This is a genomic window from Streptomyces xiaopingdaonensis (assembly GCF_000262345.1).
GTDB lineage: Bacteria > Actinomycetota > Actinomycetes > Streptomycetales > Streptomycetaceae > Streptomyces > Streptomyces xiaopingdaonensis.
Window position 1 is genome coordinate 1 of the sequence record NZ_AJTQ01000131.1, and the last position, 26,225, is coordinate 26,225.

At 72.8% G+C, this 26,225-nt stretch carries 22 protein-coding genes and 1 pseudogene; 15 read left to right on the forward strand and 8 right to left on the reverse strand.

From position 1 onward, the window contains the following. From UWG_RS0110565 to UWG_RS0110590, 6 genes and pseudogenes are all read left to right on the forward strand, one after another. A pseudogene (locus UWG_RS0110565) lies at positions 1–335 on the forward strand (hypothetical protein); the annotation flags it as partial. Positions 336–460: 125 nt separating this feature from the next. Next, positions 461–2,611, forward strand: coding sequence for an NHLP family bacteriocin export ABC transporter peptidase/permease/ATPase subunit (locus UWG_RS0110570; protein WP_016907178.1), 2,151 nt, complete (start codon positions 461–463; stop codon positions 2,609–2,611). Further along, a complete protein-coding gene (locus UWG_RS0110575) occupies positions 2,611–5,490 on the forward strand; it encodes an NHLP bacteriocin export ABC transporter permease/ATPase subunit (protein WP_016907179.1) in 2,880 nt (959 codons plus the stop codon). Before UWG_RS0110570 ends, UWG_RS0110575 begins: the two co-directional genes overlap by 1 nt. Before the next feature lie 101 nt (positions 5,491–5,591). After that, positions 5,592–5,807: an EF-hand domain-containing protein gene (locus UWG_RS0110580; RefSeq protein ID WP_016907180.1), complete on the forward strand. Its 216-nt coding sequence runs from the start codon at positions 5,592–5,594 to the stop codon at positions 5,805–5,807. Positions 5,808–5,877: 70 nt separating this feature from the next. Beyond that, positions 5,878–6,198, forward strand: a complete 321-nt coding sequence (locus UWG_RS0110585) for a DMT family transporter (protein ID WP_016907181.1) — start codon at positions 5,878–5,880, stop codon at positions 6,196–6,198. Beyond that, a complete protein-coding gene (locus UWG_RS0110590) occupies positions 6,198–6,743 on the forward strand; it encodes a TetR/AcrR family transcriptional regulator (protein ID WP_016907182.1) in 546 nt (181 codons plus the stop codon). Before UWG_RS0110585 ends, UWG_RS0110590 begins: the two co-directional genes overlap by 1 nt. A 40-nt stretch (positions 6,744–6,783) precedes the next feature. On the opposite strand, the gene UWG_RS0110595 is transcribed toward UWG_RS0110590, so the two are convergent. Beyond that, positions 6,784–7,917, reverse strand: coding sequence for a 5-methyltetrahydropteroyltriglutamate--homocysteine S-methyltransferase (locus UWG_RS0110595; protein WP_016907183.1), 1,134 nt, complete (start codon positions 7,915–7,917; stop codon positions 6,784–6,786). 193 nt (positions 7,918–8,110) lie between these two features. On the opposite strand from UWG_RS0110595, the gene dapD reads away from it, so the two are divergent. The 4 genes from dapD (at position 8,111) to UWG_RS0110615 (ending at position 11,877) form a co-directional block, all read left to right on the forward strand. Continuing rightward, entirely contained in the window at positions 8,111–9,097 is a 987-nt protein-coding gene (gene dapD / locus UWG_RS0110600) for a 2,3,4,5-tetrahydropyridine-2,6-dicarboxylate N-succinyltransferase (protein WP_016907184.1), read from the forward strand. Between the two features lie 112 nt (positions 9,098–9,209). Continuing rightward, positions 9,210–10,175, forward strand: a complete 966-nt coding sequence (locus UWG_RS0110605; protein ID WP_016907185.1) for an ABC transporter ATP-binding protein — start codon at positions 9,210–9,212, stop codon at positions 10,173–10,175. Between the two features lie 2 nt (positions 10,176–10,177). Beyond that, entirely contained in the window at positions 10,178–10,981 is an 804-nt protein-coding gene (locus UWG_RS0110610) for an ABC transporter permease (protein ID WP_016907186.1), read from the forward strand. A 56-nt stretch (positions 10,982–11,037) separates the two neighbouring features. Then, positions 11,038–11,877: an EI24 domain-containing protein gene (locus UWG_RS0110615; protein WP_016907187.1), complete on the forward strand. Its 840-nt coding sequence runs from the start codon at positions 11,038–11,040 to the stop codon at positions 11,875–11,877. A gap of 49 nt (positions 11,878–11,926) precedes the next feature. Here the strand turns inward: UWG_RS0110615 and UWG_RS0110620 are convergent, their stop codons facing one another. Next, positions 11,927–13,771: an endonuclease/exonuclease/phosphatase family protein gene (locus tag UWG_RS0110620; protein WP_016907188.1), complete on the reverse strand. Its 1,845-nt coding sequence runs from the start codon at positions 13,769–13,771 to the stop codon at positions 11,927–11,929. Positions 13,772–14,082: 311 nt separating this feature from the next. On the opposite strand from UWG_RS0110620, the gene UWG_RS0110625 reads away from it, so the two are divergent. Beyond that, positions 14,083–15,597, forward strand: coding sequence for a hypothetical protein (locus tag UWG_RS0110625; protein WP_016907189.1), 1,515 nt, complete (start codon positions 14,083–14,085; stop codon positions 15,595–15,597). Positions 15,598–15,631: 34 nt separating this feature from the next. Here UWG_RS0110625 and UWG_RS0110630 read toward each other — a convergent pair whose 3' ends face one another. Together UWG_RS0110630 and UWG_RS0110635 are read right to left on the reverse strand one after the other, a co-directional pair. Further along, positions 15,632–16,411, reverse strand: coding sequence for a crotonase/enoyl-CoA hydratase family protein (locus UWG_RS0110630; protein WP_016907190.1), 780 nt, complete (start codon positions 16,409–16,411; stop codon positions 15,632–15,634). A 35-nt stretch (positions 16,412–16,446) separates the two neighbouring features. Beyond that, positions 16,447–16,656 carry a DUF2277 domain-containing protein gene (locus UWG_RS0110635; protein WP_016907191.1) on the reverse strand — a complete coding sequence of 70 codons (210 nt, stop codon included), beginning with the start codon at positions 16,654–16,656 and terminating at the stop codon, positions 16,447–16,449. Between the two features lie 327 nt (positions 16,657–16,983). Here UWG_RS0110635 and UWG_RS0110645 point away from each other — a divergent pair, with 327 nt between their 5' ends. Continuing rightward, on the forward strand, positions 16,984–18,264 hold the full coding sequence (locus UWG_RS0110645; protein ID WP_016907192.1) for a YeeE/YedE family protein: 1,281 nt from the start codon (positions 16,984–16,986) through the stop codon (positions 18,262–18,264). 209 nt (positions 18,265–18,473) lie between these two features. Beyond that, complete coding sequence (locus tag UWG_RS0110650; protein WP_016907193.1) at positions 18,474–19,991, forward strand: MFS transporter; 1,518 nt, start codon at positions 18,474–18,476, stop codon at positions 19,989–19,991. Between the two features lie 10 nt (positions 19,992–20,001). On the opposite strand, the gene UWG_RS0110655 is transcribed toward UWG_RS0110650, so the two are convergent. The 3 genes from UWG_RS0110655 to UWG_RS0110665 form a co-directional block, all read right to left on the reverse strand. Then, complete coding sequence (locus UWG_RS0110655; protein ID WP_016907194.1) at positions 20,002–20,322, reverse strand: DUF952 domain-containing protein; 321 nt, start codon at positions 20,320–20,322, stop codon at positions 20,002–20,004. A 384-nt stretch (positions 20,323–20,706) separates the two neighbouring features. Beyond that, entirely contained in the window at positions 20,707–21,849 is a 1,143-nt protein-coding gene (locus tag UWG_RS0110660) for a TerD family protein (protein WP_016907195.1), read from the reverse strand. 270 nt (positions 21,850–22,119) lie between these two features. Beyond that, complete coding sequence (locus UWG_RS0110665) at positions 22,120–23,397, reverse strand: hypothetical protein (RefSeq protein ID WP_016907196.1); 1,278 nt, start codon at positions 23,395–23,397, stop codon at positions 22,120–22,122. Between the two features lie 699 nt (positions 23,398–24,096). Here UWG_RS0110665 and UWG_RS0110670 point away from each other — a divergent pair. Both UWG_RS0110670 and UWG_RS0110675 read left to right on the forward strand, forming a co-directional pair. Continuing rightward, a complete protein-coding gene (locus UWG_RS0110670; protein WP_016907197.1) occupies positions 24,097–24,912 on the forward strand; it encodes an NAD-dependent epimerase/dehydratase family protein in 816 nt (271 codons plus the stop codon). Positions 24,913–25,054: 142 nt separating this feature from the next. After that, a complete protein-coding gene (locus UWG_RS0110675) occupies positions 25,055–25,348 on the forward strand; it encodes a GlsB/YeaQ/YmgE family stress response membrane protein (protein WP_026328246.1) in 294 nt (97 codons plus the stop codon). A 753-nt stretch (positions 25,349–26,101) separates the two neighbouring features. On the opposite strand, the gene UWG_RS29825 is transcribed toward UWG_RS0110675, so the two are convergent. After that, positions 26,102–26,225: VOC family protein (locus tag UWG_RS29825; protein ID WP_033196072.1), on the reverse strand; the 124-nt coding region annotated here is incomplete at its 5' end.

A 26,225-nucleotide genomic window follows, 5' to 3' on the forward strand; every position in this document is an offset into this window, starting at 1 on the left:
CGGTGAAGCCGGGAGCCGCGGTCGACCTGACCGTGCCCTCGGTGCCGCAGCAGCAGTACGGGGTGCTGCGCGGCCGCGTCGCTGCCGTCGGCCGGGCTCCGCAGACGGCGCAGCAGATCTCCGGCTTCCTCGGTAACGCCGACCTGGCACGGCAGTTCGCGGCGAAGGGCAACCCGCTCCCCGTCCTGGTGAAGCTGGAGCCCTCCTCGACGACGCAGTCGGGCTACGAGTGGTCCTCGAAGGAGGGCCCGCCGCACACCCTCGACTCGACGACGCCGGTCTCCGCCGCCGTCCACCTCGACTCGCAACACCCCGTCGATTGGCTGCTCCCGTGACGAGACGGAAGGAAAACCCGCCGCCGCACCGGTTGCCGCCCGCCGGCCACCGCAGGCGCGGCGCCGAGCCGCGCGGCGGCGCCAGGCGGCGCCCCCCGCAGCGCACTCCCCGCAGGGGAAGGCACGTGCGCACGCCGACCGTGCTCCAGATGGAGGCCGTCGAGTGCGGCGCCGCGGCGCTCGCCATGGTGCTCGCGCACCACGGAAGGCACGTGCCGCTGGAGGAGCTCCGTATCGCCTGCGGCGTCTCGCGCGACGGCTCGCGCGCCTCCAACCTGCTGAAGGCGGCGCGCAGTTACGGCCTGCGCGCCAAGGGCATGCAGATGGACATGGCCGCGCTGGCGGAGGTCGACGCGCCGGCGGTGCTCTTCTGGGAGTTCAACCACTACGTCGTCTTCGACGGGATGGCGCGCCGTCTCGGCCGCCGCGGCGTCCACGTCAACGACCCCGCGCGCGGGCGGCGGTTCGTTCCCCTCGACGACTTCGACGCGAGCTTCACGGGCGTCGTGCTCACCTTCGAGCCCGAGCCGGAGTTCCGCCGCACCGGGCGCAAGCCGGGTGTGCTCAGCGCGATGCCGGCAAGGCTGCGCGGTACGACGGGCACCATGGCGGTCGCGGTGCTCTCGAGCCTGCTGCTGGTGCTCGTCGGCGCGACGGTTCCGGCGCTGAGCCGTACCTATATCGACATGTTCCTTCTCGGGGAGCAGTCCTCGCTCCTCGGCGTCGTCTTCGCCGCCATGGGCGGCGCGTTGGTGCTGACGGTGGTGCTCACCGCGCTCCAGCAGGCGAACCTGCTCCGGGGGCGCATCATCTCGTCGACGCTGGGCAGCGCGCGGTTCCTCGGCCATCTGCTGCGGCTGCCCGTCTCGTTCTTCTCCCAGCGCAACCCCGCGGACCTCGTCCAGCGGCTGCAGTCCAACGACACCGTCGCCGAGACGCTCGCGCGCGACCTCGCCGCGGCCGGTGTCGACGCGGTGGTCGTCGTCGTGTACGCGCTCCTGCTGTGGACCTACGACCCGCAGTTGACCGTCGTCGGTATCGGCATCGCGCTGCTGAACATCGTGGCGATGCGGGTGGTGATCCGGTTGCGCTCGACCGGCACCCAGAAGCTCCGCGCCGACACGGCGCGGCTCACCAACACCTCGTACAGCGGCCTCCAGCTGATCGAGACGATGAAGGCGACCGGCGGCGAGAACGGCTTCTTCCGGCGCTGGGCGGGACAGCACGCCACGACGCTCGAGGTGCAGCAGCAACTCGGCGTCCCCAGCGCGGCGTTGGCCGTCGTCGCGCCGACACTGGCGGCGCTCAACAGCGCGCTGATCCTGATGATCGGCGGGACGCGCGCCGTCGAGGGGCACCTCTCTGTGGGCCTCCTCGTCGCCTTCCAGGCGCTGGTGACGAGCTTCACGACGCCGCTCACCCGGCTCAACGGCGTCGTCGGCCGCATCCAGGACTTCGCCGCCGACGTGGCCCGGCTCAAGGACGTCGAGAACTTCCCCGTCGACCCGCTCTACACGCGCCGCGAACCCCCGGCGAGCAGCCGCAGGTTGCGCGGCCACGTGACGGTCGAGAACGTCACCTTCGGGTACAGCCCGCTCGACGCGCCGCTGCTCAAGGAGTTCTCGCTCGGTGTGGGACCCGGACAGCAGGTCGCGCTCGTCGGCGGTTCGGGGAGCGGCAAGTCGACGGTCTCCAGGCTGATCTCGGGACTCTACACCCCGTGGGAGGGGACGGTGCGCATCGACGGGATGCGGCTCGACGACATCCCGCGCGGGGCGCTCGCCGCCTCCGTCTCCTTCGTCGACCAGGACGTCTTCCTCTTCGAGGGGACGGTCCGCGACAACGTGGCGCTCTGGGACCCGTCGATCCCGGACGAGGAGGTCGTCTCCGCGCTGCGCGACGCAGCCGTCCACGAGGTGGTGGCCCGGCGCCCCGGCGGCGTCAACTGCCGTGTGGAGCAGGACGGGAGGAACTTCTCCGGCGGCCAGCGGCAGCGCCTGGAGATCGCCAGGGCGCTGGTCAGGCGTCCGAGCGTACTCGTCCTCGACGAGGTCACCAGCGCACTCGACGCGGAGACCGAGCAGCAGATCATCGACAACCTGCGGCGGCGCGGCTGCGCCTGCGTCGTCATCGCGCACCGGTTGAGCACCGTGCGGGACAGCGACGAGATCGTCGTCCTGGACCGCGGCAGCGTCGTCGAGCGCGGGCGGCACGAGTGGCTCGTGTCGAGCCCCGAGGCGCGCGGCGCGTACGCCGAACTCGTCAGGGAGCACTAGTGGTCACGCCCGACACCGCCCGGTGGTCCGAGCCCGCCGAGGCGCGGGGGCCCGCCGCCGACCCGGTCGTCGAGGCGACGGGCGCCCTCGGACGGCCGGTCGACACCGCGGGGGCGCGCAGCCTCTCGCTGGAGGGCCCGCACATCCTGTGGCTCGTGGAGGACGGCGGCCTCGACCTCTTCGCCGTCGACGCGGCGCTCCTCGGGCACTGGCACCACCTCGGACGGCTCCACGCCGGCACGCTCCTCCTCGGCCCCGTCGAGGGGGCGCGGCACACCCTCGTCGCGCGTCCGCTCGCCGGCTGCGCGCTGCGCCGTGTCGAGCTGCGCGAGCTCAACAGGCCCGACCAGTACGGCGGTTGGGGCCAGGCGGAAGGGGACACGGGCCAGTGGTACGCGGCGCAGTGGTACGCGGCGCAGCCCGGTGCGCAGCCGAGTCCGCTGGAGGAGGCGTTCGCGCTCGGCGTCGGCCGCGGCCTGCACGTGCTCTACCAGGCGCCGCTCGGCGGACGGAGGCCCGACACCGGGTCGGACGACGACGTGCTCTGGATGCGGGTCCCGCCCGGCAGCGTCCAGTACGGCGCCGTCCACGAGGCGGAGGCGGCCGGCACGCTCCTCGTCGACGGCGCCATGTGGCAGGGGATGCTCGACCAGCAGTACCGCCTGCTCCACGCGCTCGACGAATGGATCGAGCACGCGGAACGCACCCACGAGGACCGCACGGCCGCCGGCATCCGAGCAGGCGAGGCGGCACGGCGGCGCGCGGACGAGGAGCTGCTCGCCTCGATCGGGCGCACGGGGAGCGAGGGGTACGGACGCGGGGACGACGCGACGTTCGCGGCGTGCCGGATCGTCGCGAGAGAGGCGCGGATCGTGCTCACCGAGCCGGGGCACGCACCGGACTCGGACCGGATGGGCCCCGTCGAGCGCATCGCCGTCGCCTCCCGGGTGCGTATCCGCGTGGTGCGGCTCGCGGACGGTTGGTGGCGGGAGAACAGCGGACCGCTCGTGGGGCGCCGGGCGCGTGACGAGTCGCCCGTCGCGCTGGTGTGGCGGCGCGGCAGGTACGAGGCGGTTGACCCGGCCTCGGGTACCCGCGAGCGCGTACGTCGCGCCAACGAGGGGGAGTTCGAGCGGCGCGGCGTGATGTTCTACCGGCCGCTCCCCGAGCGCCCGCTCGGGCTGCTCCGCCTGCTCCGCTTCAGTCTCCGCGGCACCCGCTCGGACCTGCGGAACCTGCTCCTCGGCGGCCTCGTCGCCGTGGCGCTCGGGACGCTGGTGCCGATCGCGACCGGCCAGGTGCTCGGCGTGTACGTCCCCAACGCCGAGACCGGACTGATCATGCGGACCACGCTGGCGCTGGCGGCGTCCGCCGTCGTCGCCGCCTCGTTCATGCTGCTGCAGAACGTCTCGGTGCTGCGGTTGGAGGGGCGGATCGAGGCGTCGCTGCAACCCGCCGTCTGGGACCGGCTGTTGCGGCTGCCGACGCGGTTCTTCGCCACCCGCTCGACGGGCGAGCTGGCGAGCGCGGCGATGGGGATCAGCTCGATCCGGCGGGTGCTCTCGGGGATCGGCTCGGTGGCGATCCAGTCGAGCACCGTCGGTACGGTCAACCTCGTGCTGCTGCTCTTCTACAGCGTGCCCCTGGCGCTGGCGGCGCTGGCGATGCTGCTCGTCGTCGCGGGGGTCTTCGTCGGGCTCGGGGTGTGGCAACTGCGGTGGCAGCGGCAGCTGGTGAGACTCGGCAACAAGCTCAACAATCAGGCGTTCCAGACGCTCAGGGGGCTGCCGAAGCTGCGCGTCGCGGCGGCGGAGAGCTTCGCCTACGCGGCGTGGGCGAAGAAGTTCGCGTACACGCGGCAGCTCCAGCAGCGGGTCGGACGGATCAAGAACACCATCGCGGTGCTCAACGCCGTCTACCTGCCGCTGTGCACGCTCGTGATGTTCATGCTCCTCGCGGGTCCCGCGCGGGGCACCATGTCGGCGAGCTCCTTCCTCACCTTCAACACCGCGGTGACGATGCTGCTCTCCTCGGTGACGCAGCTCACCGGCGCGCTCATCTCGGCCGCCGCCGTCCTGCCGATGTTCGAGCAGGTGAAGCCGGTCTTCCAGGAGGCGCCCGAGGTGCGCGAAGCCAGCGCACAGCCGGGGGAGTTGGCGGGCGGGCTGGAGGCCGACCAGCTCTCCTACCGCTACACCGAGGACGGTCCGCTCGTCCTCGACGGCGTCTCGTTCTCGGTGCGCCCTGGCGAGTTCGTCGCGATCGTCGGGGCGAGCGGCTGCGGGAAGTCGACGCTGCTGCGGCTCCTCATCGGCTTCGACGACCCGTACGCCGGCAGCGTCCGCTACGACGGGCAGGACCTCGCGGCGCTCGACCAGGCCGCCGTCCGCCGCCAGTGCGGCGTCGTGCTGCAGAACGCGGAGCCGTTCACCGGCTCCGTGCTGGAGTGCATCTGCGGAGCCGAGTCGTACTCGCTGGAGGAGGCGTGGGAGGCCGCCGCGATGGCGGGCCTCGCCGAGGACATCGAGGCGATGCCGATGGGCATGCACACGATGCTCTCGGACGGGGGCGGCACCGTATCGGGAGGCCAGCGCCAGCGGTTGATGATCGCGCAGGCGCTCGTGCGCAAGCCGCGCCTCCTCTTCTTCGACGAGGCGACCAGCGCCCTCGACAACCGCACCCAGCGCACCGTCATGGAGGCGACGGGCGCCCTCGACGCCACCCGCGTGATGATCGCGCACCGGCTCTCCACCGTCCTCGACGCGGACCGCGTGCTCGTCCTCGACGCGGGCCGCCTGGTGCAGCAGGGCCCTCCGGACGAGCTCCTCGCCGACGAGCAGGGCCTCTTCCGGCAGCTCGTGCGCCGGCAGATGCAGTGACCGCCGACGGCCCCGCGACGTACGGCGGTTAGCGTGGGCGCCGGCCAACAGGAGCCTCGTACCCGTGATCGCGGTGCGAACAGAGAGGAAAGGTGAGACGAGTGGTGGACATGGAAGCGGCGGCCCGGCAGGTCTTCGACCGGTACGACCTCGACGGCGACGGCCTGCTCACGGCCGAGGAGTACCGGCAGGTGGCCACCGAGCTCGGTGACGGGGGCGTCACCGAGGACGCCGCCGCCGACCTGGTGGCGACGCTCGACACCGACGGCGACCAGCGCGTCTCCTTCGCGGAGTTCTGGGCGGCGATGCGCCCCTGACCCGCGGCGCCGTCGCCGGGCGCGGACGGCCTGCGTACGACCGTACACAACGATGTGTACACTCGTACGCATGGTCTACTTGACGCTCACCGGAGCCATCATCGCGGAAGTGCTGGGAACGACCGCGATGAAGTACAGCGACGGATTCACGAAGCTGTGGCCGTCGCTGGGCACGGCCCTCGGGTACGTGCTCGCCTTCGCGCTGCTCGCCCAGACGCTCAAGACCCTGCCGATCGGCACCGCTTACGCGATCTGGTCCGGCATGGGCACGGCGGCGATCGCGGTGATCGGCATGCTCTTCGTCGGTGAGGCGATGACCGCGGCGAAGGTCGGCGGCCTCCTCCTCGTGATCGCCGGCGTCGTCGTCCTCAACCTCGACGGAGCGCACTGATGGCCGCCCGCCGATACGATCCGGACCGCCGGCAGCGCATCATCGAGGCGGCGCTGCGGATCGTCGAGCACAAGGGCATCGCCGCGCTCAGCCACCGCAGCGTCGCCGCCGAGGCCGACGTGCCGCTCGGCTCGACGACGTACCATTTCGCCAGCCTCGACGACCTGCTCGTCGCCGCCCTCGAACGGGTGACGTGCTTCCCGCTGGCGGGCATCGAGAGCTGGGCGGCCGAACTCGCCGCGGGCGAGACGCCGTTCGTCGACGCGCTCACGGAGGTCCTCGCCGAGTACGCGGAGGGCGGCCACGGACGTATCCGCCTGGAGTACGAGCTCTACCTCGCCGCGCTCACCAGGCCCGCGCTCCAACCGCTCGCGGCGGCCTGGATGGACGACTTCGCGCGGGTGCTCGGCCGGCACACGCCGGACGAGCACACGGCGCGCGTCCTCGTCGCGCTCGTCGACGGCCTGCTGCTCCAGTTCCTGCTCACGGACCGGCAGTTCGACCGCGACCAGGTCCGCTCCGCGCTCGCGCGCGTGCTCGGCTGAGCGGCGCCCACCGGGAAGCGGCCCCGGTGGGCGCGGCGCCTCACAGTCCGCCCCAGACCTCCTCCGCGGTCTCCACGATCAGCCGCAGCTTGGCGAACTGCTCCTCCTGCGTGAGGTTGTTGCCCTCCTGCGTGGAGGAGAAGCCGCACTGCGGGGAGAGGCAGAGCTGGTCGGCGTCGACGTACCGGGCGGCTTCGTCGATGCGCCGCTTGAGTGCGTCGTTGCTCTCCAACTCCGGCCGCTTGCTCGTGACGAGGCCGAGGACCACCTGCTTGCCCGCCGGGACGTACCGCAGCGGCTCGAAGCCGCCCGAGCGCGCGTCGTCGAACTCCAGGAAGAAGCCGTCGACGTCGAGCCCGCCGAAGAGGGCCTCCGCGACGTAGTCGTAGGAGCCCGAAGCCGCCCACGAGGAGGCGAAGTTGCCGCGGCACAGGTGCGTCGTGACGCGCAGGTCGGCCGGGCGGTCGCGGAGGGCGCGGTTGATGTTCGCGATGTACGTCTCGTGCTGGTGCGCGGGGTCGCCGCCGAGCTCCGCGACGTGGGCGCGCTGCTCGGGGTCGTTGAGGTAGGCGAGCGAGGTGTCGTCCAACTGGAGGTAGCGGCAGCCGAGTCGGTGGACGCCGCGGATCTCGGCTGCGTAGGCCGCCGTGAGATCGGTCCAGAACGCGTCGAGGTCCGGGTAGACCTCCTGGTCGATCGCCGAGCGCCCGCCGCGGTAGTGGACCATGCTCGGCGACGGGATGGTGAGCTTCGGCGTGGTGCCCTGCGGGGCGTTGTCGCGGAGGAAGGCGAAGGCGTCGCCGAAGAGGACGTCGTCGAGCCGGATGCGGCCGTCGACCCTGGCGGTGGCGAATTGCGCGGCGACGTCCCCGCTCTCGTTGTGGAAGGTGACGTCGACCGTGGTGTCGTCGACGCGGGTGACGCCGCCGAGGCCGTAGATGAAGTCCATGTGCCAGGAGCTGCGCCGGAATTCGCCGTCCGTGACGGTGCGCAGCCCCGTCTCGTGCTGGCGGCGCACCACGTCGCGGACGGCGGCGTCCTCCGCCGCTCCGAGCTGCTCCGCGGTGAGGGCGCCGGACGCGTACTCCGCTCTCGCGCGCTTGAGCGCCTCGGGGCGCAGCAGGCTGCCGACGTGGTCGGCCCGGAAGGGCGGGAGGCTCGTGCGCGTCGCCATGCGGTGCTCCTCTCTGCCGGCGGCCGCGGCCGCCGACCGGAATGGTTCACTCCTCAACAAGCCACCCTCACACGCGCGTGATCAGCGGGCGAGACCGTACCGACGGCGTACTCTCGCCAACGCGTGCGCAGCGGCCACGAGAGCCCGGACGCCGGTTGGTCACCGCGCCCGTCCGCCGGTTAGCGTTCTCACCATGACCGAAGCCTCCACCACCCGCACGACCGGCGCCGTCGGCGCCGGGCTCGCCACCGTCTCGTCCGACGGAACCGTGCTCGACACGTGGTTCCCCAGCCCCGAGCTCGTCGCCGAGCCTGGACCGGCCGGAACCGAGACGCTCAGCCCCGAGCGCGCCGCCGAACTGCTGGGCGACGCGGCCGTGCAGGCGATCGGGCCCGACCCCCGGCGGGGCGTCGACGTCCTCGCCGTCCGCACCGTCGTCCCCTCGCTCGACGAGAAGCCGCTCGACGCGCACGACGTCTACCTCCGCCTCCACCTGCTCAGCCACCGGTTCGTCCGCCCGCACGGCGTGAGCCTGGAGGGAATCTTCGGGCTGATCGCCAACGTCGCGTGGACCAACCTCGGGCCCGTGCCGGTCGACGAGGTCGAGCAGACCCGGCTGCGCACCCGCGCCGAGGGGCTCGCGCTCAACGTCACCAGCATCGACAAGTTCCCGCGTATGAGCGACTACGTGGCGCCCAAGGGCGTCCGCATCGGCGACGCCGACCGCGTCCGCCTCGGCGCGCACCTCGCCGAGGGCACCACCGTGATGCACGAGGGCTTCTGCAACTACAACGCCGGCACCCTCGGCGCCTCGATGGTCGAGGGGCGCATCAGCGCGGGCGTCGTCGTCGGCGACGGCTCCGACATCGGCGGCGGCTCCTCGATCATGGGCACGCTCTCCGGCGGCGGCAAGGAGACGATCCGGATCGGCGAGCGGTGCCTCCTCGGCGCCCAGGCCGGCATCGGGATCTCCCTCGGGAACGACTGCGTCGTGGAGGCCGGGCTCTACGTCACGGCCGGCACCCGGGTCACCCTCCCCGACGGCCAGGTCGTCAAGGCCGTCGAGCTCACCGGCGCCGACAACCTCCTCTACCGCCGCAACTCCACCTCGGGCACGGTCGAGGCGCTCCCGCGCACCGGCTCCTGGGGCGGTCTCAACGAGGCGCTCCACCACAACTGAGCCCTGCGGGGCGCCGGCAGGACCGCGCCGCCCGTCCGGTCCCGGCGCGGTTCCGCCGGGACCGGAGCGACCGCCCTGGATCTGTCGCCGCCCGGACGTTTAGGGTTCAAGAATGGCGATAATAGAGGCGAAGGACCTGCGCAAGGTCTACGGGGGAAAGCCTGCCGTCGACGGGGTCTCGTTCGAGGTGGAAGAAGGCGAGATCTTCGGGGTGCTCGGGCCGAACGGCGCGGGGAAGACCACCACCGTCGAGTGCATCGAGGGGCTCCGCACACCGGACGCGGGCGAGGTACGCGTCTCCGGACTCGATCCCGTGACCGACCGGGACGAAGTGATGCAGCTCCTCGGGGCACAGCTCCAGGAGAGCCAACTCCAGCAGAAGCTCACCGTCCGCGAGGCGCTGGAGCTCTACACCGCGTTCTACCGGGCACCCGCCGACTGGCGCGCGCTCGTCGAACGCCTCGACCTCGCCGAGCAGTTGGACACCCGCTTCGCGAAGCTGTCGGGCGGTCAGAAGCAGCGCCTCTTCATCGCGCTGGCGCTCGTGGGCAACCCGAGCGTCGTCGTCCTCGACGAGCTCACCACCGGACTCGACCCGCGCGGACGCCGCGACACCTGGTCCCTCATCGAGAGCGTCCGCGACTCCGGTGTCACGGTGCTGCTCGTCACCCACTTCATGGAGGAGGCACAGCGCCTCTGCGACCGCGTCGCCGTGATCGACTCCGGCCGCGTCGTCGCGCTCGACACCCCCGACGGCCTGGTGCGGCAGTCCGCCAGCTCGACGGTGGTCTCCTTCACGCCCTCGCCCGCCCTCGACGATCTGGAGCTGCGCGCGCTCCCCGAGGTCGGCGCCGTCACCGAGCGCCGCGGCCGCGTCACGCTCACCGGGAGCGACGAGACCGTCAACGCGCTGGTGCGGCTCCTCGCCGCCCGCGAGGTCTCGGCCGAGCGGCTGCGGATCGAGGACGCCACCCTCGACGACGCCTTCCTCGACCTCACCGCCGCCGAGGAGGACGCAGCCGAGCCGGCCGCGCAACCCACCGCCCCCCGCTCCGGCGACGCCCAGGCGGTGCGCTGACCATGGCCGCCACCCGCACCACGCCGCCGACGCCCACCGCGCCCACCGGCGCCCCGGCCTCGGCGCTCTCCAGCTCGACCGCGATCCTGCGCACCGAGTTCCGGCTCTTCTGCCGCGAGGCCGGGGCGCTCTTCTGGATTCTCGCCTTCCCGACGCTCCTCCTCGTCGTCCTCGGTTTCATCCCGGAGTTCCGGCAGCCCAACGAGGAGATGGGGGGCACCCGCGTCATCGACCTCTACGTGCCCGTCGCCGTCCTCCTCGCGACGATCACCGCGGGCATCCAGTCGATGCCGACCGTCCTCACCGGCTACCGCGAGCGCGGGGTCCTCCGGCGGCTCCGGGTCACCCCGGCCCGGCCGGCGAGCCTCCTCGTCGCGCAGCTCCTGCTCCACGGCGCCGCGGTGCTCGTCTCCGGCGCCGTCGCGCTCACGGTGGGCCGCCTCGTCTACGACGTACCGCTGCCGCAGCAGCCGTTCGGATACGCGGTCGCCTTCGTCCTCGCCACCTTCGCCTCGCTCGCGATCGGGACGCTGATCTCCGCCTTCTCCAGGACGACGAAGATCTCCGGCGTCATCGGCACCGTCGTCTTCTTCCCGATGATGTTCACCTCGGGCGTCTGGCTTCCCGTCCAGGCCATGCCCGACGTGGTGCGGAACATCGTGGAGTGGACGCCGCTCGGGGCGGCTTCGCAGGCGCTCGACGCGGCCGCCGGGGGAAGCTGGCCCGCATGGCTGGACCTCCTCGTCACCGCCGTGTGGGGCGTGGTCGTCGTGGCGGGGGCCGCGCGGTGGTTCCGCTGGGAGTGATCTCCCGGGGGGTGCCAACCCGCGTCGGGGGAAGGGGAGTTGCTTAGGATGCCGGGATGATCTCGGCACCGCCTCCCCGTTCCCCCGACACCTCCGACGGTCCGCCTGCGGCGCCCTCTCCGCCTCCGGCCGGGCTGCGCGGCCTGCTGGCCGGCGCCGGCTACCTCCTGCGCGGGCAGCGCTGGGTGCTGGGGCACGGCAGATGGTTCGGGTTCGGGCTGCTCCCCGCCCTGGTCACGCTGGTGATCTACGCCGCCGCACTCCTCGTCCTCGCCTTCTGGGCCGACGACCTAGCCGCCTGGGCGACGCCCTTCGCCGACGACTGGGAATCCCCCTGGCCCGGACTGCTGCGGGGCGTCTTCGCCGTGCTCCTCTGGCTCGGCGTGCTGCTCCTCGCGGCGCTGACTTTCACCGCCGTCGCGCTCCTCGTCGGCGACCCCTTCTACGAGAAGCTGTCCGAGCAGGTGGAGCTCTCCGAGGGGGAGTGCCCGGAGGGCGAAGACCTGCCGCTGTGGCGGGAGCTGTGGATCTCGTTGCGGGACAGCGGCTACGTCCTCTACCGCGCGGCGCTGTGGGGCGTCCCGCTCTTCGTCCTCGGCTTCGTGCCCTTCGTCGGACAGACGGTCGTCCCGGTGCTCGGGTTCTGCGTCTCCGGGTTCTTCCTCACCCTGGAGCTCGCCTCGGTCGGGATGCAGCGCAGGGGGATCGACGTGCGCGAACGGCAGCGCGTGCTGCGGGAGTTCAGGGCGGCGGCGCTCGGGTTCGGGGTGCCGCTGGTGCTGGCGTTCCTGCTGCCCGTCGTCGCCGTGGTGCTGATGCCGGGGGCCGTGGCCGGGGCGGTGCTGCTCGTGCGGGCGATGGTGGACGACGGGGCCGCTGCCGAGGCCGCCGAGTAGCCCGCGGCGCCGGCGTGGCGTCACGGGCACCGGGGCGTGCGGGTGCGGCTCAGCGCCGGGGGCGCAGCCGTACCACCGACGGGTCGTGGTCGCTCGACTGGTCGGCGAACTCGGCGTTGAGGTGCACGATGTCGTAGTCGGCGGCGCCCGCGCCCGGGCTGGTGAGCAGGTGGTCGAGGGTCTGCGAGTTGCCGTTGAAGACGTAGCCGTACCGCTCGTTCGCGGGTAGCGCGTCCATCGGGCTGGTGAGCGCGGCGTCCGTGCGGAGCGCGTCGAGCGCCGGGGAGAACGGGAAGTCGTTGAAGTCGCCGCCGGCGACCACGGCGGCGTTCCGGTCGACCTTCCGCACCTGCGCCGCGAACTCGTTGACGAGGCGGGCCTGTTCGATCCGCTGCGGCTCGGAGTGGCGCGCCGGCGGCTGGGAGCGGCCCTCCATCGGCTGGTCGCCGTCGAGGTCGCCGCCGCCCTTGGAGCTGAAGTGGTTGGCGACGACGAAGACAGTCCGCCCCCTGAAGACGAACTCCCCGGCGAGCGGCTTCCGGCTCGCCTCCCATGCGTCGTCCTGCGGTGCGATCCGTCCGGGCGAGACACTCAACCGCGGTGCGCCGTCCGCCTCTTCGACGCGCACGGGGGTGGTCGCGTCGCCGCCGGGCCGGTCGGTGAAGGAGACCCGCTCCGGGTCGAAGAGGAAGGCGACGCGGATGTTCCCGCCCGGCTGGCCCCCGTCCGCGTTGTCCTCGGGGTCGATCTGCCGCCACTCGTAGGCGGGCCCGCCGGCCTCGCGCACGGCGGCGGTGAGCGCATCGAGGGTCTCCGCCGCCGAGACGGTGCCGTCGTCCTCGGGGCCGCTGTCGTCCTGGGCCTCCTCCAGGGTGACGATGTCCGGCGAGGCGAGGTTCTCGACGAGCCCCTCCGCGAGGCGCGCGAACTTCTCCCGCGGCGTGGCGGGGGAGAGGTTCTCCACGTTGTAGGTGGCGACGGAGAGTTCGTCGGGGCGGTGCTCGCGGGTGCGTTCGCGCTCCAGGCCGCCCGAGTGGTGCCGTCCCATCGAGGTCGCGCGGAGGGTGTAGCCGCCGAACTGCTCGTAGTCGAGAGGTCCTTCGGTGCGTCCTCCGAGCACGTCGCCGACATCGGCCTGCGGGAAGGGGTGCAGGTCGGCGTCGAGGAGCGAGGAGACCTTGAGCCGCGCGGAGTTGTGGTGTGCGTACGAGCCGTAGAGCGTGCCGCCGCGCGGGGTGGGGTGCTGCCGCGGGTCCGTGGTGACCCACAGGTCGTCGTAGGCCGAAGTCGGCCCGACGACACGGGTGTTGGTGACGGCGACGCGCATGCCCTCCAGGGACTCGTACCGGTCGAGCGCGTAGCGGCCGGGGCGCAGGCGGCGGTCCTCGATGCTGCCGCCCTCGGCCTGCGGCGCGTAGCGCGTCGGCACGGTGCGCGCGTCGAGGCGGTGGGCGGCCGGGAGGCTGTTGCCTTGCGAGCGCACCGTCCACTCCGGCTCGGTGAGTTGGGTCACCGACTGGCCGCCTGCCTCCTTGCCGCCCGGGTAGTACTCGGCGACGGTGCCGTCGAGGCGCAGCTCGTCGCCCGCCTCGACGTCGGGCGTCTCGCCGCCGGTGTGGACGTAGACGGCCTCGCTCGTCGCCGGGTCGCCGTCGGGGCGCCGGTCCTGGAGCCAGAAGCCGCGCGCAGAGCCGAACTCCCGTACGGCGGTGACAATTCCGGGGACGTCGCCGACGCGCTCGCCGAGGAGGGGGGAGATTCGGGTGTTCCCCTGGACGTCGTGGATGCGTACCCCGTCGTCGGTCGCTGCGGCGTGCTGCGGGGCGGCGAGCAGGCCGGCGCAGAGCGCCGCTGCGGTGAGTGTCGAGGTGCGGACGAGGCGGGACGACGGCAAGGCGGGCCTCCGGGGTGCTCGGCGGTGTCGGTGGGGCGACTGCCGGCGGCGGGGCCGCCGGCGGACTGCCGCGGCATTCTCTACGCGCGTAAAGTCTGTTGCGGAAACGGGAGTTGTCAAGGACGTGACGACATGCGCCGACCCGGAGCGCCCCGCGGGTCCGCCGCCGCGGCAGAGGAACGTGCCGCCGCCGGCTGCCACGCGACTGCCACGCGCCGACGACCGGGACACGATGCGGGCATCAGCGGACAGATCCCGACTACCCTGGGGCCCGGCAGGCTCTCGCAGATCCGTAGGAGTTGAACACGCTGATGTCCGGTGACGACCGTCCCACCATGCCGCCCGTGCGGCTGCCCGCGGACGCCGAGCTGGCGCGGGACGCGCTCGCCGCCCCGCTCTTCGCGTACGCCGTCCGGCTCGCGCGCTGGGCCGGCACCGGCGTCCCCGTCGGCGCCGGCGGCGAACTCCTCGACGAGCAGCTCAAGTCGGCCGCCTCCGAACTCGACCTCGGTGCGACACCGGAGGAGCTCGGTGCGGTCTCCGACGCCTGGAACCTCGCCGTCGACACCGGCCTTCTCGACGTCGCGGAGGACGGCACCGACAGCGCGGACGCCGCCCCCGGCGCCCCGCTCGACGAGCCGGTCGGCACCGCACGCCCGGGCTCGGAGCTGGACCTCCTCGAGGAGGGCAACCCCGAGGAGGTGCTCGAACTCTGGCGCAACGGCCTCGACTCCGTCCTCGCCGATGCGGCCACCCCCAGCTTCGAGGACCTCCTCGGCGGCATCGAGGGCGCCGTCTCGGAGGACGGCACCGTCAACCCGGACGCCATCGACCTCGACTCGATCGACTGGAATCCGGAGGAGGAGGCCGAAGCCCTCGACAGCGCGCTCGGCGGCCTCTACCTCCTCACCGTCGGCGACCCGTCCGTCGCCGAGGGCTCGATGGTCCCGCTGCCCGTCCTCGCCGCCTCCATGGTCGTCCCCGACGACATGGACGAGCCGACCGACGAGGTGCTGGAGGCCGTCTCCGAGGTGATGATGCGCCTCGACGAGCAGTTCAGGCTGCTGGAGCCGACAGGCCTCGTCGAGTACCGCCCCGTCGACGAGGCCCTCACCCAGGAGGCGGGCGAGGACAGCGAGCTCCCCGCCGACCTCGACGACGAGGACGTCACCAAGTACGGCATGGTCAAGCTCACCCCGCTCGGGCTCCACGGCGTCCGCGAGCGGATGCGCGAGGCGGGGATCGAGGCGCCGCTCGTCGGCGACCTCGCCGAACGCCCAGCCGAGGAGCTCCTCGCCGCCCTCCCCGCGTACACGGAGGAGAGCGCCCAGGGCGAGATCGAGGCGTGGCTCGCGGCGCGCAAGCCGCTGGAGGCCGCGCGCGAACTCCTCGCCGCAGCACGGGGTTCCGACGAGGAGGGCCCGGCCCGCCGCCTCTCCTGCCAGCAGGCGCTCTCACTCGCCGGCCCCGAGGCGGAGCCCGCGCTCCGCGGCGTCCTCGACGACCGCGAACTCGGCGGGCTCGCCCGCGTCTGGCTCGCCGAGCGCGGTGCGACGGACGTGCCGCAGCCCGACGAGGAGATGGTCTTCTGGCTCACCGTCGACACCATCGCGGCCCAGCTGCGCACCGTCGGCGAGCCCGAGGAACTCCAGGGCCTCGTCCAGGGGCTGGTCGATCAGCACACGGGGTTCTTCGACCGTGCCTGGCGCGTCGACCACCCGGCGACGGGCGAGGTCCTCGAAGCGATGGGCCGCGTCCACCCCGACAAGAGCACGGCCAAGGAAGCACGCAAGGCGGCCTTCAAGGCGCGGAGCAACCAGGCCTGACCGCGGGTGAGCGGCGGCGGTGCCTCGCCGCCGCTCATCCGCCGGTGTCCGGTGCCTCAGGGGCTGCGCCGTGGCGCCCGTCGCCCGCTGCGAACCGGGCGACGCCGCGCTCCGCCTCCGCCAACGACCGCAGTCCGCGGTCCAGTTCGTTCGCCATCGCGGCCTCCTCGCACAACCCTTCCTGCTCTCTGAGCGAGGCGAGGTCGCCGCGGAGGCACGTCTGCGGGAACTCGGCGATCCGCGCGGCGAGTTGCTCCGCCTCTCGACGTGCCTCGCCGTCGGGCACGACGCGGTTGACGAGTCCCGTCCGCAGCGCCTCACCGGCGCCGACCCCGCGCCCCGTCAGGATCAGGTCGGCCGCGTGCGAGGCGCCGACGAGCCGGGGCAGCCGGACGGTGCCGCCGCCGACGAGCGGGACGCCCCAGCGGCGGCAGAGGACCCCGAGTACGGCGCTCTCTTCGGCGACGCGCAGATCGCACCAGAGCGCCAACTCCAGCCCGCCCGCGGCCGCGTGACCGCTCACCGCGGCGATGACGGGCTTGCCCGTCCGCATGCGGGCCGGCCCCATCGGCGCGTCGCCCCCGCGGGCCACGCGGTTGGCGCGCTCCGTACCGAACGCCTTGAGGTCGGCGCCGGAGCAGAAGGTGCCGCCCTCGCCCCACACGACGGCGACATGCGCCCCCGGGTCGGCGTCGAACTCCCTGAAGGCGTCGGCGAGTCGGGCCGCCGTCGGGCCGTCGACGGCGTTCCGCCGCTCCGGGCGGGAGAGGACGACGGTGGTGACGCGGCCCTCGCGTTGCGTGCGTACCGGCATGCCTGCCTCCGTGGCGGTCGTGTCGTCGGTGCGGGTCAGGCGCCGCGGACCACGAGGGAGGCGAGGAGCTCGTCGGTCGCCGCGGCGACCGCGTCGACGGCACGGTCGAACGCCTCCGCGTTGTGCGCGGCCGGACGGCGGAAGCCGGAGACCTTCCGGACGTACTGGAGAGCGGCGGCGCGGACCTCCTCCTCGGTGACGTCCTCGGTGTACGGCGGGCGGAGGGTGTGGATGCTTCTGCACATACGGCCGAAGGTACGCGCCGCCGCTCGCACCGGGGCGACGAGCGGCGAGGCGTCTCACATCTGATCTCGTGAGGTGAGACGGTTCCCCCGGTGCGGCGTCGCGTCCATTACCGTGACACGCATGTTCGGACTCGCCCGTCAGCTCGCGCTCGCGCTCTTCGCGGCCACGACCTGGAGCGTGGACGACGCGCTCTGTCGTCACTGACGTACTCCCGCGGGTCCTCCACGGACTCTCCAGCGACCGCACGCGCCGCGTCGCCCCTCCGCTCGACTCCCAAGCAGCGCCGCCGACACACGTGTGCCCGGCCTCACTCCACGGAGACGCTCGTGACCACCGCTCCCCCCGCCGAGGCGCCCCCGCGCCCGGCGCTCCTCACCCCGTCCCCCACCTCCGCCCCCGCGCCCGAGCCGGCGCCCGCGCCGCCCGTGCGCAAGGGCCCGCTCGCCGTGGCCGGTGTGCTCGGGCTCGCGCTCACCGCCTACGTATGGGCGACGCACGGTGCCGAGCCCGGCGTCCTGCTCCTCCTCGGCATCGGCCTCGGCGTCGCGCTCTTCCACTCGCGGTTCGGCTTCACCTCCGCCTGGCGGCAGCTCGTCGGGGTGGGCAACGGGACGGGGCTGCGCGCCCACGCCCTCCTCCTCGCCACGACCGCCACGCTCTTCGCGCTGATCATCGGTACGGGGACAGGGCTCTTCGGCTCCGAGCCGGCGCCGAGTACGGGGCCGCTCGGCATCGGGCTCCTCGTCGGGGCCTTCGTCTTCGCCGTCGGCATGCAGATCGGCGGGGCCTGCGCGTCCGGCACGCTCTTCGCCGTCGGCTCGGGGCAGAGCGCCATCGTGCTCACGCTCGGCGGATTCGTCATCGGTTCGACCCTGGCCGCCTGGCAGTTCGGCCTCTGGAGCGACCTGCCCGCGCTCGATCCGGTGCTCCTCTCCGACCACGTCGGCTGGTTCGGCTCCTGGGCGCTCACGCTCGCCGTCCTCGCCGGCGTCTGGTTCCTCGCCCGTACGGTGCAGGCCCGCCGCAACCCGCCGCCGGTGGGCGCACCGCCGTCCGCGAAGGGCGCCCTCGCGCGCGCGGTGCGCGGCTCCTGGCCGCTCGCGGCCGGGGCGCTCGCACTGGCGCTCCTCGGCGGCGCCGTGCTGCTCGTCTCCGGTGGCGCGTGGGGGATCACCAGCGCCTTCGCGCTCTGGGGCTCCAAGCTCGTCGGTCTGCTGGGAGGCTCGCCCGAGACGTGGGCGTTCTGGCAGGAGCCGGGCAACGCCGAGAAGTTGAATGGTGCGGTCCTCGCCGACAAGAACAGCCTCACCGACATCGGCATCATGATCGGCGCCGCCGTCGCGGCGGCCGCGGGAGGCGTCTGGACGCTGTACCGCAAGGTTCCCGCGCGCATGGCCGTGGGCGCCGTCGTCGGCGGCATCCTCATGGGGGTCGGCGCCCGCCTCGCCAGCGGCTGCAACATCGGCGCCTACCTCGCCGGCATCTCCTCCGGCAGCCTCCACGGCTGGCTCTGGGGCGCCGTCGCGCTCGTCGGCACCTGGGTCGGTCTCAAGTGCCGTCCACTCTTCGGGCTGGGGGTGCCCAAGCACGGAGACGGGGCCTGCTGAACCCGCCACCCGCCGCACCGTCCCCGTCCCGAATGCCGGGACGGGGACGTTCGCGTTCCGGCAACCCGGTGCACCCCGCGCCGATTGACGCGCCCTCCACTCCGCACCGCCGCGCGCTCCGTACGATCGCCGAATCCGACGAAGCGTGCGTATGCGGACACAGTGCGGTGTCCGAGGTGCACCACGGAGCAAAGGGCGTGAGGCACTCCATGGCAGAGAACCCCGGGAACCCGCCGGCTCGGGAGGGCGGGACCGACGGCGGGGACGGGGCCGCCGCCGCGCTGTCCCCGCAGGTGCGCGGCGAGCTGGAGCGGCGCGTCGAACGCAGCGGCAAGGCCATGGAGGAGGACGACGTCCACGTCGTCCAGCCGACCATGCTGAAGCGGGCGGTCGGGGCCTCGGCCATCGGCAACTGCATGGAGTGGTTCGACTTCGGCGTCTACAGCTACCTCGCCGCCACCATCGGCAAGGTCTTCTTCCCCGACGCCTCCCCGGCGGCGCAGGTGATCTCCTCCTTCGCGACCTTCGCCGCCGCCTTCGTCGTCCGTCCACTCGGCGGACTCTTCTTCGGACCGCTCGGGGACCGCATCGGACGCCAGAAGGTGCTCGCCACCACCATGCTGCTGATGGCGTTCGGCACCTTCATGATCGGGTTCATCCCGTCCTACGCCGCCATCGGCATCGTCGCGCCCGGGCTGCTGCTCTTCGCGCGGATGCTCCAGGGCTTCTCGACGGGCGGCGAGTACGGCGGCGCCACCACCTTCGTCGCCGAGTACGCGCCCGACCGGCGCCGCGGCTTCCTCGGCAGCTTCCTCGACCTCGGCACCTTCTTCGGATACGCCTTCGGCTCCGCGTTCGTCACCGTGCTGGAGTTCACGCTCGACGACGCGCAGATGATGTCCTGGGGTTGGCGCGTGCCGTTCTGGTTCGCCGGGCCGCTCGGCATCGTCGGCCTCTACCTCCGGCTGAAGTTGGAGGACTCGCCCGCCTTCCAGGGGAAGCTCGACGAGCAGGAGAACTCCTCGGGCGGCGGAGGCGGCCTTCGCGAGCTGCGCGACGTGGTCACGCGCCAGTGGCGGCCGCTGCTCGTCTGCGTCGGCCTCGTCCTCCTCTACAACGTCACCAACTACATGGTCACCGGGTACCTGCCGACGTATCAGACGGAGAATCTCGGGCGGTCCAGTACCGCCGCCGACGTGCTGGTGCTCTGCGGGATGCTGTGGATCGTCGTGACGATCGTCTTCGTGGGGCGGCTGAGCGACCTGGTGGGACGGCGTGCGGTCTACCGGTGGGCCGCCGTCGGGCAGATCGTCCTCGCCGTACCCGCATTCGAACTCCTGCGCCAGGACGGGTGGTTGCTGCCGCTCATCGGCGTGCTGATCCTCTCCACGCTGCTCGCCGGCTTCGCCGGGCCCTCCGCCGCGACGCTGCCCGCGCTCTTCCCGACCACGATCCGCTACGCCGCGATGGGCATCGGGTTCAACTTCTCCGTCGCCGCCTTCGGCGGGTCCACGCCGCTGATCACGCAGTCGCTGGTGAGCGCGACGGGGTTCACGCTCCTCCCCGGCTTCTACCTCGTGGCGAGCGGGTGCATCGGCCTCGTCGCCGTCGCGTTCCTCAAGGAGAGCGCGGGGGTGCCGCTGCGGGGTTCGCCCCCGATGGTCGAGTCCGAGCAGGAGGCGCGCCGGCTGGCCGCGGCGAGCGGGGAGCTGCTGCGGGCGCGTTAGCGGGTGCTGCTCAGCCGCGCCAGGGCTCGACGCGGAGGACGGCGTCGAGGGGGAGCGGGCCGTAGAGGTGGGGGAACTCCTCGCCGCCCGGCTCGGCCGCCTCGTACCGGACGTCGAGCCCTTGGTCGTCCACGACGAGGACGAGGAGGTCGTCCCGCTCCGGCGGGGAGCCGTACAACAGCGCGGCCACCGTGGGGAGTTGGTGGGGGAGCGACGCGTGGATGAAGCCGACCTCCTCCAGCGAGCTGCCGCGGGTCGAGTGCCGGTAGACGCCGGCGGTCCGCGCCGCCTCCCAGATGCCGCGTTCGGTGAGGTGCAGGAGCTCCGTCATGGCAAGAGGGTAGAGGAGTGCGGGAGGGCGTCAACTGCGCTGCCGCGCAGGGAACTTCGAGGCTGGGGCGGTTGGGGGATCGGACTGGTTTTGCATTCGGTCGGGTGAACGGCGGTTGCGGGCCGGGCGTGGCGGAGGACGTGGGGGCGAGGATGGGCTCGGTCGTTCTGAGGTGCCTGCCGTCGAGCGGGCGCCGGTTGTCACGGGGGAAGGTGGGGTCTGGTGCGCTTCAAGTGCGGGCGTATGGTCCGGGGTTCGGGATGGGGCGCCCTGTCTGTGCGAGGCGGTGGCGGAGTGCTGCTGCGGTTGGTGGTGGCGCTGGTGCGGGGTGCCGCTCCCCGGCGCCCGGGGGCTCCATTGCGGGGAGCAGCACCGCCCGAGCCGTCAGAGCGCGGCGGAAGCCGGCTTCACCATGCTGCTGACGCTTCTTCCGTCGACGTACTCGCCGAGCGCGGTCATCTCCCACTCGCCGGAGAACTGGCGGATCATCTTCGCCATCAGTACGCCGGTGCGCGGCTCGGACCGCGAGAGGTCGAAGCGCACGACCTCGCTCCCCGCGGAGTCGAGGAGCCGGCAGTACGCCTTGGCGACCTCGGTGAACTTCTGCCCGGAGAAGGAGTTCACCGTGAAGACGAGGCCGCACACCTCCTGCGGTACCGAGCCCAGGTGCACGGTGATCGCCTCGTCGTCCCCCGCGCCCTCCCCGGTCATGTTGTCCCCGCTGTGCTGGACGACGCCGTCGAAGATCATCAGCTTGCCGAAGTAACAGGCGTCGATCGGCTGGCGCTCGGCGTCGAAGGCGATCACCGACGCGTCGAGGTCGATGTCCGCGCCCCGCTTGCCGGGACGGAAGGCCGGCTCCCAACCGAGGCCCATGGTGACGGTCGTGAGGAGCGGAGCGCCGCCCTTGACCAGCGAGACCGTCTGGTTCTTGGTGAGGCTCACCTTGCCCTTGTCGAGGTTGACCTTGCCGCTTTGCGGTGCGGGAGGAGCCGGCGCCTGTGCCGGAGCGGCGGGCGCGGGCCCGGGTGCCGCGGGCTCCTCCACCTCGACGCCGAAGTCGGTGGCGATACCGGCGAGTCCGTCGGCGTACCCCTGGCCGACGGCGCGCACCTTCCAGGCGCCGTTCCGCCGGTAGAGCTCGACGATGACGAGCGCCGTCTCCGCGCCGAGGCTGGGCGGGGTGAAGGTGGCGAGCACCTGCTGGCTGCCCGCGTCCCGCAGCGTGGCCGTGGGCTCGGCTCCGGAGAAGGCGGCGCCGCCTTCCAGGCTCGCCGTGACGACGACCTTGTCGATCTCCGCGGGCACGGCCTGGGTGTCCACCGTGATGGTGTCCTGGGCGCCGGAGGTGTGTCGGACGCCCGCGCCCTCGGGCTGGTTGTAGAAGACGAAGTCGGCGTCGGAGCGGACCTTGCCGCTCTCGCCGAGGAGCAGCCCGGAGACGTCGAGCCGAGTGGGCGCAGTGACCTCCACCGCCACGCGGGGCGCGGGCAGCGGGAGGTTGGAGCCAGGAGTCATTGCCGTCATGCCCGCCCAACGAGCGATCACCCTTTGCGGTTCCTTTGCCGTGGCACCGTGTCGGCGGCCGGTTGCTCGCCTCTTGCGGGCTCGGCGGCGGTCCGGGGCGCCGCCCTCCGAGGGGCGGTCGGCCGTGCTCGGGGGAGGAGAGCGCGCTGGTGGCGTCGCCTCGGGGCCGTGGGGGAGTGGGACGGGGACGGCCGGGCGGTGCGGCGGCTGCTCTTCGCAGGGGCCTTGCGCTGTCGTGCACCGGTGCCGCCCGTCCTTGTTGTGCGCTGGTCAGCCGAGCGTCCGTGCGAGCTGCCGCAGTTCCGCGTCGGAGGCCAATCCGGCGTGGTAGAAGCGGAGTTCCGTCGCGCCGAGGGTTCGTGCGTGCCGAACGTCGGCGTCGAGTCGTTCCGGAGAGCCGCCGAGCCCCGCCACAAAGGTGAGGTTCGCAGCGATGACGGGCGCTGCCCGACGTGGCCCGTCGGCGGGCGCCTCGCGAGCGCCCGTCCCACCGAGCCCTTCCGCCCGTGCCGCCCGCGCAGCCCGGACGAACGGCGTGAGGGCCGCGTCCCGTCCGGCGTCGCTTCCGGTGCACGGCACGACCACGCCGTCGGCGGCTGCGAAGGCGTCGGCAGGTGCCACACCGGGGTTGGCGCCGGTCCGGTGCGGCGCGGGGTCGGCGTGGAGCAGCACCTCGAAGCCGTCGGCCGCCTCGTCCCTCACTGCTTCTGTCACCGCGTGGCGCAGTGTCGCCGCGGTTCGCCGCCGCCACTCGGAGAGGAGCCCGGCGGTCTCCGTGCCCAACAGCCGCTCCACCTCCCGCCACTCCGCGGCGCGTTGCTCGGCCGGGTCGGAGAGCGCGCAGCTCCGCGTCCCGCGCCAGCGAGGTTCCAACGCGTCCATGACGGCGATGCGGACGCGTTCCGGGTCGGCGCCCTGTCCGGCGTATCCGGTGCGGCAGGCGGAGCAGAAGCAGAGCGACATCAGGTAGTCGGCCGCTCCGTCGAGCGGGACGCCGGCGATCTTGTCGTGCGCGTGCAGATGCGCGAGCCCGTACCAACCGCACGACTCCAACTCGGTGCCGGCCGCTCCCGGTCGCACCGCCGCCTCGCCGGCGAGGGCGGCAAGGTAGTCGCGCACCTCGGGCTGTGCGAGGCACAGCGCCCACGGGTAGCGGTCACCGTAGGCGTTGCGGACGCAGACCTCCGGATGCTCCGACCCCAGCAGCGAGTTGTGCGCGAGGACGACCCAGGAGCGCACCTCGATACCGGCCCGGGTGAGGGCGCGCGCGGCCGCGCCGAAGGCGCCGTCCGGGCCCTCGGCCTCGATCCACCGCTGCTCGCGCGGCCGGAGTCGGGCTCCGTCCCACCGTTGCTCGTCCGGCTCGTAGAGGACGGCGGAATGGCGTGCCGTGACGACCCGGTGGCGCGGGTGCCGCGGGGTGACGGCTCGGGTGGAGTGGTAGGCGGAGGCGAGGGTGACATGCCGGATGCCGAGGGAGGCCAGCCGCTCGGGCGCCTCGGGGTCGCCGACGACGTCCCAGGGGTAGAGGAAGACGGAGGCGCGCATCAACTTCCCTTCGGCGTGGGGGAGTCGGACGGTGCCGACCTGCCGGCCGGCCTCCTCCGTGGGAACGTCGCCGTCGGTTTCGCGTCCTCGTCGCGCGGTCCTTTGACGCCGAGGAGTGGAGCTGCGCTGTGCCGGGGAAGGGCCCACGGCGTGAGGGAGCCTTCCGGGAGGTGCGGCCGGGATCGCCCGTCGCCCGCCGGCAGGTCGCGAGGGAGAGGGTGGCGGGTGGGCGGATGTCCTGCGTCGCCCACGAGCGAGACGCCGGCAGCGAGTTCGGCCGCGGTTCGGTCGGCGCGTGAGCGGGTGGGCGAGCGACGAGCCGCCGAGGCACGGGGACCGGAGTTCAGCGTGTGGCGGCAGCCGTCGAGGCGCCCTACGCGCGCGGGGGCGGCCCGGCGGCCGGCGGTGGCCGGATGGAATGGTCCCGAGGTCATAACGGCTCCTTGGCCGACTGCGGCCGTCCAGCGTCGACCGACCCGTCGAGCGCCGAGTCGACGGCCGTGCGCATCCCTGACAATCGTCCACACTTCTGAACCAGGCACGCTAGGGGAGCAGTTCATGGAGGTCAAGAGAGGAGCGACGAGCCGCCGTGCACGCAGCGTCGCCCCAACTCGCTTTGTTCCCGGGCTTCTTGACGCCCCGTACTCCCTTCTCTAGCTTTTCCCGTATGTGAACGCGCGACGGACGGAGCCTCCGGTCATGCCCTCACCCCGCACCGTCCTGCTCACGGGCGCCGCAGGCGGCGTCGGCACGCTGCTGCGCGGGCTGCTTCCCGAGTACGGCTACCGGCTGCGCCTCCTCGATCTGAAACCCGTCGAGGGCGAACCCGCGGCATGCACCCTCGATTTGGCCGCCGCCTCCGAACAGGAGCTGGACGAGGCCCTCCGCGGAGTCGACGCCGTCGTCCATCTCGCGGGTATCTCCCTGGAGTCCACGTTCGAAAAGATCCTGCACGCCAACATCCTCGGTACCCAGCGGCTCTACGAGGCGGCACGCAGGGTCGGCGTGGACCGCGTCGTCCTCGCCTCCTCCAACCACGCCGTGGGCTTCGCACCGAGGCCGACGGGCGGCGCCCCGCTCATCCCGGTCGACACGCCCCGCCGCCCCGACACCTACTACGGGCTCTCCAAATCCTTCTGCGAGGATCTCGCGCAGCTCTACCACGACCTGCACGGCATCGAGACCGTCTCGCTCCGCATCGGCTCCTGCTTCCGGCGCCCGACCTCCGTCCGGATGCTTTCGCTCTGGCTGAGCCCCGCCGACGGCGCCCGTCTCGTCCACGCGGCCCTCACCGCGGAGGGCGTCGGCCATACCGTCGCCTACGGCTCGTCCGCCAACACCCGCCTGTGGTGGGACCTCGGCTCGGCACGGGCACTCGGATACGAGCCGCAGGACGACTCCGAGGCGTACGCCCCCGAACTCCTGGCGCAAGAGGGCGAGTTGGACCCCGACGACCCGGCATCGGCGAACCTGGGCGGGCACTTCTGCACCGATCCGCCGATGTGGCCGCACTGACCACGGCCGTCCCGGACCGGGTCTGCTCGCCACCACGTCAGGCAGGCATGATGGAGTGGCAACTGATCACACGGGGAGGGCCCTCACCACCATGCTCATCGCAGCCGCACACCTCGCAGACTCCGGCTCGGACGCCGACTCGCTGCTCTCGGACCTCGCCGGGTCCTCGATCGTCAGCTGGATACTCCTCGGGCTCATCGCGGGCACCGTTGCCAAGATCCTGCTGCCGGGGCGCGATCCGGGCGGCATCGTGGGAACCATCCTCATCGGCGTGGCCGGGGCCTTCGTCGGCGGATGGCTTTCGTCGACCTTCCTCGACCGCCCGATCGAGAACAACTTCGTCGACCCGGCGATGTGGGTCGCCGCCGTCGCGGGCTCTCTGGTCCTGCTGATCGCGTACCGCCTCCTCTTCGGCCACTCCCGCGGACGCAGGTAGGACGGGGGCTGCCGCGGGGAGCCCTTGCGGGGCGGGCGGTTGGCGTCCGCGTGCGAGAGCCGCGGCATCCGCCTCGCCCCGGTCGACTCGGCGGTGTCCGCGCCGGGGCGGAGCCTCGCTTCGACGGGTGGCCGCGTGCGGTGGCGTACGCCGGGCACAAGGGGCGTGTTGCCACGGGGCGGTTCCGTTTCGCCTGTCGGGGGAGCAGGGCTTTTCGCGGACGTAGGCCGCGGTCGCGCGGAGACACCCGCAGGGAGTCTCCGCGGTACGGGACGGTAAGGGTGACCCGGCGCCCGAGACGCCTCCTGGAGTCCTCGGCGTTCGCGGCGCCCAGCCGACTCGGTTGCTTTGGCGCTGAGTCGTGCGATCCGTCACCTCGCCAGGTCGTCCCGAGCGGAGGTGTGGGCCCTGCTGCGGGTGGCGTCCGGGACCCGGCCCCGGACGCCACCCGCAGCAGGGCGCGAGGATCGGGCGGAAGTTCGCTCCGCGGAGGTTCCCTCGCGGTGCGCATGGTGCGTCGGTCCTGCGTTGAGGCGTCGGAGTCCGGGAGACGGGTGCGTTCGGCGCCCTGGCCAACTCGTCCGCCCTCGCGCCGAGTACGGCCGATCCGTCACCTCGCCAGGCTGCCGCATTCGCAGTTGCCGGCCCGGCCCAGCGGCGGAGGAACCGCGCGCCGCCGCGAGGTCAGCACCGTCGGCCGGTCGGGCGGTCCGCTCGCTCGCCGTCGTCAACTGCACGAGCAGCGTCGGGAGTTCAGTCGGCCGTTCGTTCGGAGGCGCTGCGCAGTACGCAGAACTCGTTGCCTTCGGGGTCTGCGAGGACCGCCCATCCCGAGTCGGGCTTCCGGCGGTCGGCGACGAGGGAAGCGCCCAGCCCC

Coding starts and splice junctions, on each gene's coding strand:
- UWG_RS0110660 (WP_016907195.1), bottom strand. CDS start 21,849: ATGACGGCAATGACTCCTGGCTCCAACCTCCCGCTGCCCGCGCCCCGC.
- UWG_RS0110590 (WP_016907182.1), top strand. CDS start 6,198: ATGGCCGCCCGCCGATACGATCCGGACCGCCGGCAGCGCATCATCGAG.
- UWG_RS0110655 (WP_016907194.1), bottom strand. CDS start 20,322: ATGACGGAGCTCCTGCACCTCACCGAACGCGGCATCTGGGAGGCGGCG.
- UWG_RS0110635 (WP_016907191.1), bottom strand. CDS start 16,656: ATGTGCAGAAGCATCCACACCCTCCGCCCGCCGTACACCGAGGACGTC.
- UWG_RS0110605 (WP_016907185.1), top strand. CDS start 9,210: ATGGCGATAATAGAGGCGAAGGACCTGCGCAAGGTCTACGGGGGAAAG.
- UWG_RS0110585 (WP_016907181.1), top strand. CDS start 5,878: ATGGTCTACTTGACGCTCACCGGAGCCATCATCGCGGAAGTGCTGGGA.
- UWG_RS0110670 (WP_016907197.1), top strand. CDS start 24,097: ATGCCCTCACCCCGCACCGTCCTGCTCACGGGCGCCGCAGGCGGCGTC.
- UWG_RS0110615 (WP_016907187.1), top strand. CDS start 11,038: ATGATCTCGGCACCGCCTCCCCGTTCCCCCGACACCTCCGACGGTCCG.
- UWG_RS0110595 (WP_016907183.1), bottom strand. CDS start 7,917: ATGGCGACGCGCACGAGCCTCCCGCCCTTCCGGGCCGACCACGTCGGC.
- UWG_RS0110610 (WP_016907186.1), top strand. CDS start 10,178: ATGGCCGCCACCCGCACCACGCCGCCGACGCCCACCGCGCCCACCGGC.
- UWG_RS0110625 (WP_016907189.1), top strand. CDS start 14,083: ATGTCCGGTGACGACCGTCCCACCATGCCGCCCGTGCGGCTGCCCGCG.
- dapD (WP_016907184.1), top strand. CDS start 8,111: ATGACCGAAGCCTCCACCACCCGCACGACCGGCGCCGTCGGCGCCGGG.
- UWG_RS0110650 (WP_016907193.1), top strand. CDS start 18,474: ATGGCAGAGAACCCCGGGAACCCGCCGGCTCGGGAGGGCGGGACCGAC.
- UWG_RS0110630 (WP_016907190.1), bottom strand. CDS start 16,411: ATGCCGGTACGCACGCAACGCGAGGGCCGCGTCACCACCGTCGTCCTC.
- UWG_RS0110665 (WP_016907196.1), bottom strand. CDS start 23,397: ATGCGCGCCTCCGTCTTCCTCTACCCCTGGGACGTCGTCGGCGACCCC.